This is a genomic window from Campylobacter lanienae NCTC 13004, from assembly GCF_002139935.1.
GTDB lineage: Bacteria > Campylobacterota > Campylobacteria > Campylobacterales > Campylobacteraceae > Campylobacter > Campylobacter lanienae.
On record NZ_CP015578.1, the window covers coordinates 494577 to 506657 of the forward strand.

The 12081-nt window shown below is 34.6% G+C and carries 6 protein-coding genes; all 6 read left to right on the plus strand.

Annotation, left to right across the window (positions count from 1 at the left end; translation table 11 throughout):
• The first annotated feature begins 5 nt into the window (after positions 1–5).
• The 6 genes from rplJ (at position 6) to rpsL (ending at position 12030) form a co-directional block, all read left to right on the plus strand.
• Complete coding sequence (gene rplJ / locus CLAN_RS02570; protein ID WP_096013472.1) at positions 6–491, plus strand: 50S ribosomal protein L10; 486 nt, start codon at positions 6–8, stop codon at positions 489–491.
• A 29-nt stretch (positions 492–520) separates the two neighbouring features.
• Positions 521–895 (plus strand): 50S ribosomal protein L7/L12, encoded by a 375-nt coding sequence (gene rplL / locus CLAN_RS02575; RefSeq protein WP_086224027.1) that lies wholly within the window; start codon positions 521–523, stop codon positions 893–895.
• A 95-nt stretch (positions 896–990) separates the two neighbouring features.
• Positions 991–5130 (plus strand): DNA-directed RNA polymerase subunit beta, encoded by a 4140-nt coding sequence (gene rpoB, locus CLAN_RS02580; RefSeq protein ID WP_096013471.1) that lies wholly within the window; start codon positions 991–993, stop codon positions 5128–5130.
• Positions 5123–9646 carry a DNA-directed RNA polymerase subunit beta' gene (gene rpoC, locus CLAN_RS02585; RefSeq protein WP_100590510.1) on the plus strand — a complete coding sequence of 1508 codons (4524 nt, stop codon included), beginning with the start codon at positions 5123–5125 and terminating at the stop codon, positions 9644–9646. The genes rpoB and rpoC overlap by 8 nt, the downstream gene beginning before the upstream one ends.
• 104 nt (positions 9647–9750) lie before the next feature.
• Positions 9751–11493: a DUF262 domain-containing protein gene (locus tag CLAN_RS02590; protein WP_096027389.1), complete on the plus strand. Its 1743-nt coding sequence runs from the start codon at positions 9751–9753 to the stop codon at positions 11491–11493.
• A gap of 153 nt (positions 11494–11646) precedes the next feature.
• Positions 11647–12030, plus strand: coding sequence for a 30S ribosomal protein S12 (gene rpsL, locus CLAN_RS02595; protein WP_086298233.1), 384 nt, complete (start codon positions 11647–11649; stop codon positions 12028–12030).
• Positions 12031–12081: the final 51 nt, after the last annotated feature.

A 12081-nucleotide genomic window follows, 5' to 3' on the forward strand; every position in this document is an offset into this window, starting at 1 on the left:
ATAAAGTGACTAGAAACGAAAAAGCTGAAATTATTTCAAACCTTGAGGCTGAATTTAAAGCTAGTGAAGCTATAGTAGTTTGCGACTATAGAGGTTTAAGTGTTAAAAAACTTGAAGCGCTTAGAAATGCTGCTAGAGAACAAAATGTTAAAGTTCAAGTTGTTAAAAACACTTTAGCAAAAATAGCTTTAAATAACTCTGCTAAAGATGGTATGGAGCTTAAAGATACAAATATTTTTGTATGGGGCGAAGATCAACTAGCAGTTACTAAAGTTGTGGCTAAATTTGAAGAGTCAAATAAAGATCTTTTTAAGATTAAAACAGCTTATATCGATGGTGAGGTTGCACCTGCTTCTAAAGTTATCGCATTGTCTAAAATGCCATCTCGTGATGAGCTTATCGCTATGCTATTACAAGTTTGGAATGCTCCGATTCAAAATTTCACTATCGGTTTAAATGCGCTTAAAGAGAAAAAAGAGCAATCTGCTTAATTTAAAAAATAAAATTTAGGAGAATTAAAATGGCAATAACTAAAGAAGATGTATTAGAGTTTATTTCAAATTTATCTGTTCTTGAGCTAAGTGAATTAGTAAAAGAATTTGAAGAAAAATTCGGTGTAAGTGCTGCTCCTGTTATGGTAGCTGGTGCTGTTGCTGGAGGTGCTGCTGAAGCTGCTGAAGAAAAAACTGATTTCAATATCGTTTTAGTTGATAGTGGTGCTAAAAAAATAGAAGTAATTAAAGTTGTTCGTGCTTTAACTGGTCTTGGTCTTAAAGAAGCTAAAGATGCTGTTGAAGGTACTCCATCAGTTCTTAAAGAGGGTGCGAGCAAAGAAGAAGCTGAAGCAGCTAAAAAACAACTTGAAGAAGCTGGCGCTAAAGTCGAACTTAAATAATTTACAATTTTGTAGAAGCGAGATACTCTCGCTTCCAATTCACTTGTCGTTTTTACAACGGTTCTTTCAATTAACTATTCTATAGAGGTAGTAAAATGCTAAATAGCCTTTATTCTGGAAATCGTCTTAGGGTAGATTTTTCTAATGTAGCTAAAGAGATTGATGTTCCAAATTTATTACAATTACAAAAAAAGAGTTTTGATCATTTTTTAAATCTTGATAATTCACAAACTGAAAGCGGAATTGAAAAAGTATTTAAATCTATTTTTCCTATTCACGATCCGCAAAATAGACTTTCGCTTGAATATGTCAGTAGCGAAATTGGTAAGCCTAGATATACTATTAGAGAGTGTATGGAAAGAGGCTTGACATATTCTGTAAATTTAAAAATTAAAATTAGATTAATAGTTCATGATAGAGATGAAAAAACAGGTGAGAAAATCGGTGTAAAAGATATAAAAGAACAAGAGATATTTGTTCGTGAAATTCCTTTAATGACTGATAGAATCTCATTTATTATTAATGGTGTTGAAAGAGTTGTAGTCAATCAATTGCATAGAAGTCCTGGTGTTATTTTCAAAGAAGAAGAGAGTCCTACTGTTGTAAATAAATTGATATATACAGCTCAAATTATCCCAGATCGTGGGTCATGGTTGTATTTTGAGTATGATACTAAAGATGTATTATATGTCCGTATTAATAAGCGTCGTAAGGTGCCAATCACCATCTTATTTAGGGCTTTAGGATATAAAAAACAAGATATTGTGAAGTTATTTTATCCTATGCAAACTCTAAAAATTCAAAATAATAAATTCTTAGTAGAGTTTAATCCAGATGATTTTACTGGTAGGGTTGATTATGATATCAAGGATGAAAGTGGCAATATCTTACATCAAGCTGGTAAGAGATTAACTAGAAAAAAAGCTGATAAATTAATAGAAGATGGCGTTAAATTTATAGAATATCCGCTTGAAACATTGGTAAATAGATATCTTGCTAGTCCTGTTATAGATAAAGATAGCGGCGAGGTTTTATATGATACTCTTACACAACTTGATGAGAATAAAATAGCTAAAATCGCTAATGAGCAAGATAGTATAGAGATAGCAAATGATTTAGCAAATGGAGTCGATGATGCTATTATTAACTCATTTTTACAAGATTATGAGGCTTTGAAACTTCTTAAACAAACTGAAGGTGTAGAAGATGAAAATGATCTAGCGGCAATTAGAATTTACAAAGTTATGCGCCCAGGTGAGCCTGTGGTTAAAGAAGCGGCTAGAAGTTTTGTTAATGATCTCTTTTTCAATCCTGAAAGATATGATTTGACCAAAGTTGGTCGTATGAAGATGAATCATAAATTAGGCCTAAATGCTCCTGAATATGTCACAGTTTTGACAAATGAAGATATTATTAAAACTGCTAAATATCTAATTAAGGTCAAAAATGGTCAAGGTCATATAGATGATAGAGATCACTTAGGTAACCGCCGTATTCGCTCTATCGGTGAGCTTTTGGCTAATGAGTTACATCTTGGTTTTGTCAAGATGCAAAAAGCTATTAGAGATAAATTTACTAGCCTTAGCAATAATATAGATGAGATTATGCCTTATGATCTTGTAAATCCTAAGATGATTACAACCACTATTATGGAGTTTTTTACCGGTGGTCAGCTAAGTCAATTTATGGATCAGACAAATCCGCTTAGTGAGATTACACATAAGCGTAGATTATCAGCACTTGGCGAGGGTGGATTGGTAAAAGAGAGAGCCGGATTTGAAGTTCGTGATGTCCATCCAACTCACTATGGTAGAATTTGTCCAGTTGAGACCCCAGAGGGTCAAAATATCGGTCTTATTAACACTCTTTCTACATATGCTAAAGTCAATGATCTAGGCTTTGTTGAATCGCCATATCGCAAGGTAGAAAATAGCAAGGTAACAAATGAAATTGTCTATCTCACAGCTACGCAAGAAGAGGGTCACATTATAGCTCCTGCATCTACGATTTTGGATGAAAATGGTATGATAGTTGAGGATTTAATAGAGGTTAGGCAAGATGGTGAGATGATACTTGCTAAAAGAGATGATGTAACCTTAATAGACCTTTGTAGCGGTATGGTAATGGGTGTTGCTGCTTCGTTAATTCCATTTTTAGAGCATGATGATGCTAACCGTGCCTTGATGGGCTCAAACATGCAACGACAAGCCGTTCCGCTCTTAAAATCTAGCGCTCCTATTGTTGGGACTGGTATGGAAGCGATAGTTGCTCGTGATGCATGGGAGGCTATAAAGGCAAAGCGTGGCGGTATAATAGAAAAAGTTGATAACAAAAATATATTTATCCTTGGTGAGGATGAAAATGGTCCATATATAGATCAATACACCATGGAAAAAAATATGCGCACCAACCAAAATACCACATTTAGCCAACATCCAATCGTAAAAAAAGGTCAAAAAGTAGAGGCCGGTCAAATAATCGCTGATGGCTCTAGCATGGATCAAGGCGAGTTGGCAATAGGTAAAAATGCTCTAATTGCATTTATGCCTTGGAATGGATATAACTACGAAGATGCGATTGTGATGAGCGAGAGAATGATTCGCACTGATGCCTTTACAAGCGTACATATCTATGAAAAAGAGATTGAGGCTAGAGAGCTTAAAGATGGCGTAGAAGAGATTACTAGAGATATTCCTAATATGAAAGAAGAAGAGATCGAACATCTTGATGAAAGTGGTATCGTAAGAATCGGAACTCATATAAAACCAGGTATGATCTTAGTAGGCAAGGTTTCACCAAAAGGTGAAGTGAAGCCAACTCCAGAAGAGAGACTTCTTAGAGCAATCTTTGGTGAAAAAGCTGGCCATGTGGTAAATAAATCTCTATATGCTCCAGCAAGTATGGAGGGCGTAGTAATTGATGTTAAGATATTTACTAAAAAAGGCTATGAAAAAGACTCAAGATCATTCCAAGCTTATGAAGATGAGAAAAATATCTTAGAAAAAGAGCATCACGATAGACTTTTAATGCTTGATCGTGAAGAGATGTTAAGAGTCACTGCTTTATTAGCTAATAACGAGCTTCAAAATGAGCTAGAAGTTGGTAAAACTACATATAAAAAAGGTCAAAAAATCAAAAAAGAAGATCTTGTTAATATAAATAGATTTACCTTAAATTCATATGTTAAAAATTTTAATAAAGATGTTCAAAAAAGCTATGAAGATATGAAGGCATATTTTCAAAATGAGAAGAAAAAGCTAAAAGATGAACACGATGCTAAGCTTGAAATTTTAGAAAAAGATGATATTTTGCCAAGTGGCGTAGTCAAACTTGTTAAAGTATATGTAGCAACTAAAAGAAAGCTAAAAGTTGGAGATAAAATGGCTGGTCGCCATGGTAACAAAGGTATAGTGTCTAATATCGTCCCTGATGTAGATATGCCTTATTTGCCAGATGGTAGGTCAGTTGATATAGTCTTAAATCCACTAGGCGTTCCTAGCCGTATGAATATCGGTCAAATTTTAGAGAGCCACCTAGGGCTTATAGGTATGAGACTTGGCGAGCAAATTCAAGAGATATTTGATAGAAAGTCAAAAGAGTGGATTGATGAGTTAAGAGCCAAAATGATAGAGATAGCCAATGTATCAAGACTAATGGATGCCAAAGCAATATTAGAAAAAATCGATGATGATAAGCTAATAGAATACGCAAGAGATTGGTCAAATGGCGTTAGATTTGCTACTCCGATATTTGAAGGGGTTAAGGCTGAAGAGTTTAGCAAATTGTTTGAGATGGCAAAGATCGATATGGATGGTAAAACTGAATTATACGACGGTAGAACCGGATCTAAGATGGCTGAGCGTGTAAATGTCGGTTGTATGTATATGTTAAAACTTCACCACCTAGTAGATGAAAAAGTCCATGCTAGAAGTACTGGTCCATATAGCTTAGTTACGCAGCAACCTGTCGGCGGTAAGGCTTTAAGCGGCGGTCAAAGATTTGGAGAGATGGAAGTTTGGGCTTTAGAAGCTTATGGTGCGGCTCATACACTTCGTGAGATGCTAACTGTCAAATCTGATGATGTTGAGGGTAGATGGCTAGCTTATAAGGCATTAACTAGAGGTGAAAATGTCCCGAGTACTGGTATTCCAGAGACATTTTTTGTTTTAACAAATGAGCTAAAATCTCTAGCCTTAGATGTTGAAATTTACGATGAGGATAATGATAATGAGTGAGTTAAAACCTATAGAGATTAAAGAAGATTCAAGACCAAGAGATTTTGAAGCGTTTAAGTTAAGATTAGCTAGTCCTGAGCGTATAAAAGCTTGGAGTCATGGCGAGGTTAAAAAGCCTGAAACTATAAATTACCGCACTTTAAAACCAGAAAGAGATGGTCTATTTTGTGCTAAAATATTTGGGCCTATTAGGGATTATGAGTGCTTATGCGGCAAGTATAAAAAGATGCGTTATAAAGGTATCAAATGCGAAAAATGCGGAGTTGAAATCACAAGCTCTAAGGTGCGCCGCTCTAGAATGGGGCATATAGAGTTAGTTACTCCAGTGGCTCATATTTGGTATGTAAATTCACTTCCTAGTCGTATCGGAACTCTTCTTGGTATTAAAATGAAGGATTTAGAGCGTGTATTATACTATGAAGCATACATAGTAGAAAATCCAGGCGAAGCATACTATGATAATGAAAATAGCAAAAAAGTTGAAATTTATGATGTATTAAATGAAGAGCAATATGTGCTATTAGAACAGAGATTTGCCGAGAGTGGATTTAAGGCTAGAATGGGTGGTGAAGTTATCCGTGATATGCTTGAAAATTTAGATTTAGTAGCTATTTTAGAGCAGTTAAAAGTTGAGATAGATAGCACAAATAGTGAAGCTAAGAAGAAGAGTATTGTAAAAAGACTAAAAGTAGTTGAGAGCTTTTTAAATTCAGGTAACCGCCCTGAGTGGATGATGATAACAAATTTACCAGTTTTACCGCCTGATTTAAGACCTCTTGTTAGCCTTGATGGTGGTAAATTCGCAGTTAGTGATGTCAATGATCTTTATCGCCGTGTTATAAATCGCAACGCAAGACTAAAAAGACTTATGGAGCTTGATGCACCTGAGATTATCATCCGTAACGAAAAGAGAATGTTACAAGAGTCAGTTGATGCTCTATTTGACAATGGCAGAAGAGCAAATGCTGTAAAAGGTGCGAATAAACGCCCACTAAAATCTCTAAGCGAGATTATCAAAGGTAAGCAAGGGCGCTTTAGACAAAATTTGCTTGGTAAAAGGGTGGATTTCTCTGGTCGTAGCGTTATCGTTGTTGGCCCTAGACTTAGGATGGATCAGTGTGGATTGCCTAAAAAAATGGCTTTAGAGCTATTTAAACCACATCTCTTAGCCCGCCTTGAAGAAAAAGGCTATGCTACAAATGTAAAATTAGCCAAAAAAATGATAGAAGATAAGACAAATGAGGTTTGGGAGTGCCTTGAAGAGGTTGTTGCTGATCATCCAGTGCTATTAAATAGGGCTCCAACTCTACATAAGATGTCGATTCAAGCTTTCCATCCAGTATTGATAGAGGGCAAGGCTATTCAACTTCACCCACTTGTTTGTTCAGCTTTCAACGCTGACTTCGATGGTGACCAAATGGCCGTTCATGTCCCTTTATCTCAAGAGGCAATTGCTGAGTGTAAAATTTTAATGCTTAGCTCTATGAATATCTTGCTTCCAGCAAGTGGTAAGGCTGTGACAGTCCCTAGCCAAGATATGGTTTTGGGGATCTATTATTTAAGCCTTGAAAAAGTAGATGTAATAGGCTCAAATAAAATTTTTGCTAGCGTTGATGAAGTTATGATAGCAGTTGAGACTCACTTCCTTGATCTACATGCTAAGATTAAGACAATGGTAGATGGCAGGACTGTATTTACAACTGCGGGAAGATTGATTATCAAATCAATTCTACCTGATTTGGGAGAGAATTCAGTTCCAGAGAGTATGTGGAATAAAGTAATGAAGAAAAAAGACATAGCAAATTTAGTTGATTATGTCTATAAAAACGGCGGTCTAGAATCAACTGCGGGATTTTTGGATAAGCTTAAAAATCTTGGGTTTAGATACGCTACAAAAGCTGGAGTTAGCATATCAATAGCTGATATAATAGTATCTGATAGCAAATATTCATATGTAGATGAAGCCAAAAAAAGAGTTCGTGAAATCCAAAATCAATATGGCTCAGGTTTGCTAACTGATTCAGAAAGATACAATAAAATTGTTGATATATGGACAGATACAAACAATAAAGTAGCCAGTGATATGATGAAACTCATCAAAAATGATAAGAGCGGATTTAACTCTATTTATATGATGGCTGATAGCGGCGCTAGGGGTAGTGCGGCTCAAATTCGCCAACTTGCCGGTATGCGTGGTCTTATGGCTAAGCCTGATGGTAGTATTATTGAGACACCAATTACTTCAAATTTCCGTGAGGGTCTAAATGTCCTTGAGTATTTCATCTCAACGCACGGTGCTAGAAAAGGTCTTGCTGATACTGCGCTTAAAACCGCAAATGCCGGATATCTAACAAGAAAACTAATTGATGTAGCACAAAATGTAAAAGTGACAATGGAGGATTGCGGTACTCACGAAGGCGTTGAGATAACAGAAATTACTGAAAATGGTGAGCTTATAGAGAGCCTTGAAGAGAGAGTTTTGGGTCGTGTTTTAAGCGATGATGTGATCGATCCTATCACAAATGAAATTCTATACACAGAAGGCACTTTAATTGATGAAAATAAAGTTAGAGTGATTATCGATGCTGGTATTAAATCAATTAGCATTAGAACACCAATCACTTGTAAAGCACCAAAAGGCGTATGCGCTAAGTGCTATGGCATAAATCTAGGTGAGGGTAAATTAGTCAAACCAGGTGAAGCCGTAGGTATCATCTCAGCTCAATCAATCGGTGAGCCTGGTACTCAGCTAACGCTAAGAACTTTCCATATCGGTGGTACCGCCTCTACAGAGCAACAAGATAGACAAATAATAGCGCAAAAAGAGGGCTTTATAAGATATTATAATCTTAAAACCTATGAAAACAATGGTAAATCTATAGTTATAAATAGACGCAATGCTGCTATATTGTTGGTTGAACCAAAGATTAAAGCTCCATTTGATGGTGTTATAGATATTGAAGTTGCTCATGAAGATGTAAATATCACTATAAAAGGCAAAAAAGATGAAGTTAAGTATGTTTTAAGAAGACATGATTTAGCTAAACCAAATGAGCTAGCCGGTGTAAGTGGTAAAATCGATGGTAAATTCTATATCCCATACTCAAAAGGCGATAAAGTAAAAGAGAATGAAAGTATCGTAGAGATGATTAAAGATGGATGGAATATACCAAATCGTATCCCATTTGCTAGTGAAATTAAAGTAGCTGATGGTGATCCAGTTACTCAAGAGATTGTAGCTAGTGCGCATGGTGTGCTAAAATACTATATCCTAAAAGGCGATTATCTAGAGAGAATCAAAGATATCAAAAAAGGCGATATAGTAACAGAAAAAGGCCTATTTGTAGTTATCGCTGATGAAGAAGATAGAGAGGCTGTGCGTCATTATATCCCACGAAATAGTGTAATTGAATTTAACGATAGCTCAAATGTTGTAGCTACTGATATTTTGGCTAAACCACAGGTTGATTCTAAGCTGGTTATAGCTGAGTGGGATCCATACTCAAATCCTGTAATCGCCGAAGAAGCCGGTATAGTAGCATACGAAGATATCGAGCCAGGATATAGTGTAACAGAGCAATATGATGAAGCAACAGGCGAGAGTAGGCTAGTCATCAATGAATATCTACCAAGTGGAGTCAAACCAACGATAGTTATAACTACCAATAATGGCAAATTGATCCGCTATCAACTAGATCCAAAAACTGCGATATTTGTCAAAGATGGAGCTAAAGTAAATAGAGCTGATACTATAGCTAAAACCCCAAAAGCCGTAGCCAAATCAAAAGATATCACCGGTGGTCTTCCTAGAGTTTCAGAGCTATTTGAAGCAAGACGCCCTAAAAATACCGCTATCATAGCCGAGATTGATGGTGTGATTAAATTCGAAAAGCCACTTCGCTCTAAAGAAAGAGTAGTCATAATGGCAGAAGATGGCACAACAGCAGAGTATTTGATAGATAAATCACGCCAAATTCAAGTCCGTGATGGTGAGTTTGTCCATGCTGGTGAGAAGCTAACAGATGGATTGGTAAGTAGCCATGATGTTTTAAGAATCCTTGGAGAAAAAGCACTTCATGGATATTTGATTAGTGAAATTCAACAAGTTTATCGCTCTCAAGGCGTTGCTATTAGTGATAAGCATATTGAGATTATTGTATCACAAATGTTAAGACAGATTAAGATTATCGATAGTGGCGATACAAATTTCATCGTTGGTGATATGGTTAGCCGTCGCAAATTCCGTGAAGAGAATGATAGAATTATCAAAATGGGTGGAGAGCCAGCGATCGCTGAGCCTGTGCTTTTAGGCGTTACTAGAGCAGCTATTGGTAGCGATAGCGTCATCTCTGCGGCCTCTTTCCAAGAGACTACAAAAGTGCTTACAGAAGCTAGTATATCGGCTAAATTTGACTACCTTGAAGACTTAAAAGAAAATGTTATTTTAGGTCGTATGATACCTGTGGGCACCGGACTTTATCAAGATAAAAAAATCAAGATGAAGTATAATAATTAATTAACTTTATACAACTTAGTAAAATTTGGGTCTATGGATCCAAATTTTACTTAAACCTGCAGCTAAAATTCTAATATACAATTTGTTCTAAAAAAGGAGATAAAATGCGATTTGAACCAAAACAGAGATTTATAGTAAATATAAGAGATAAAGAAAGTCAAAAATTTATTATTCCAGAATATCAAAGGCCTTATAGATGGAAAATTGATGAGTGTCAAACGCTTTGGGACGATATTATAAATGCGTTCTATGAAAAGAAAGGTGATAAGAATGAAAAGGAAGGTAATGAAAAATTTGAATATTTTTTGGGCTCTATTGTAAGTTTTGAAAATGATCATGGTGATTTAGAAATCATAGATGGACAGCAAAGAATCACTACTTTAACCTTGCTTTTTAGAGCGTTTTTTGAGAGCTTAAAAAGTGAAGACAAAAAGGATGAACAAGATGATTTTGGTAAGTTTATTTGGAAGAAAATTAGAAATAAAGGCTTTGAATTTGATAAGCCCTATTTAAGTTCTCAGGTTATTACTGACAAAGATAAAGAAGAATTAGAATATATTTTAATGGAAGATATTGATATTGAAAAATTAAGAAAAAACTTCAAATCTAATTATGCTAAAAATTTTATCTTTTTTCATGAAGCTATAAATGATTTTAAACTAAAAAACGCCCGTAGGTTTGAAGAATTATGTGATACTATTTTATCTGATACATTTTTTGTATTGTGTGTGACCTGCGATAGTCAAGAATCAGCAATGACTATTTTTAATACTCTAAATTCTCGTGGTATGCCACTTTCAAATGCTGATATCATAAAAGGTTATATTTATAAAAATATAGAAAATAAAGAAGAATTTGCTAAAAAATGGCAAGAAATTAGCTCAAAATTTGAAGAATATAATCCAAAAGAAGATATGAGTGTGCTTTTTATCCAGGCAATGCATGCAATAAGGGCTATGAACAATCATACAGATAATACTACGCCAAGCGTGTTGGACTTTTTTACAAAGATTAATAAAAATAATTTTGGAGCAATAGGTGGGTATCTTGTAAAAGAAGATCAGATAAAAGAGCTTATGAAATTTATTGAAACTTTAGTATATTTTTGGGCTTCACCAAAGATATATTTAAAAGGAAAAGCTTATAGATATTTTAAAATTCTTTGTTTATATCAAAATGATATGTGGAAATTTTTTGTAGCTTTTTTGATTTGGAGAAACAAAGATAATTTTATAAAAGGTGAATTTAAGGATAGTTTTAGTAATGAATTTGAGAGCAATTTACTTGAATTATTAAAGGCGATAACTATTAAATTTTTAAACAATAGATCAAGTGCAAATGAGATAAGAGATTTAGTTTTTAAAATGAATGCAGAGCTAAATCAAAATATAAATTTTTCTTATAGCAAATCCTTACTAGAGGGATTTTTAAATAATTTTTCTAGTAATGATAAGGATATCAAGCCAGACGCTAGAAAAGTAAAATATCTTTTATATCTTTATGCTCATCTTTATGATGATTTCTCTAGTGATATAAAAAATTATAAGTTAGAAGTAGAGCATATTTTGCCTAAAACTTGGCAAAATGCAAATTTTGATGAGTGGGATAAGATAACCCATTCGGAGTATTTAGAGCAAATAGGTAATAAAATTTTACTTGATAAAGCCACAAATATCAAATGCGCTAATAACTTTTTTTCTTTAAAACAAGAAACATATAAAGAGAGTCAAAACTCGCAAGAGGTAAGAGATCTTGGCAATAGAGATGATAAAATTTGGTCAAAAACTGATATAGAAACTAGAAATCAAGCAATAGAGCAAGCTTTAAAAAATTTTATAAACAAATAGATATTATTTAGCAATTTTGAATAAATTTTTGAATTGCTAAAGCATAGATTTATTTTAATATTTTAGCCTAGATTACTCTTTATTTCATTATAATTTAAGATAATTTTTAGTAAAATTAGACTTTTTTAATAAATTTAGTTGAAAGGAAAAATTGTGCCAACCATTAATCAATTGGTCAGAAAAGAACGCAAAAAAGTGATCGTAAAATCTAAATCACCAGCGTTAAAAGAGTGTCCTCAAAGAAGAGGAGTTTGCACCAGAGTTTATACAACAACTCCTAAAAAACCAAACTCAGCTTTGAGAAAAGTTGCCAAAGTAAGGCTAACAAGTGGATTTGAAGTTATCAGCTATATAGGCGGTGAAGGTCACAATCTACAAGAGCACAGCATCGTGCTAGTGCGTGGCGGTAGGGTAAGAGACTTACCAGGTCTTAAATATCATATTGTCCGTGGTGCACTTGATACAGCTGGCGTGGCTAAAAGAACTGTATCTAGATCTAAATATGGTGCTAAACGCCCAAAAGAAGCTAAAAAGTAATCTTTTAGGACGCAGACTAGCCCTTAGATATGGCTTAGTTTGAGTAAAATT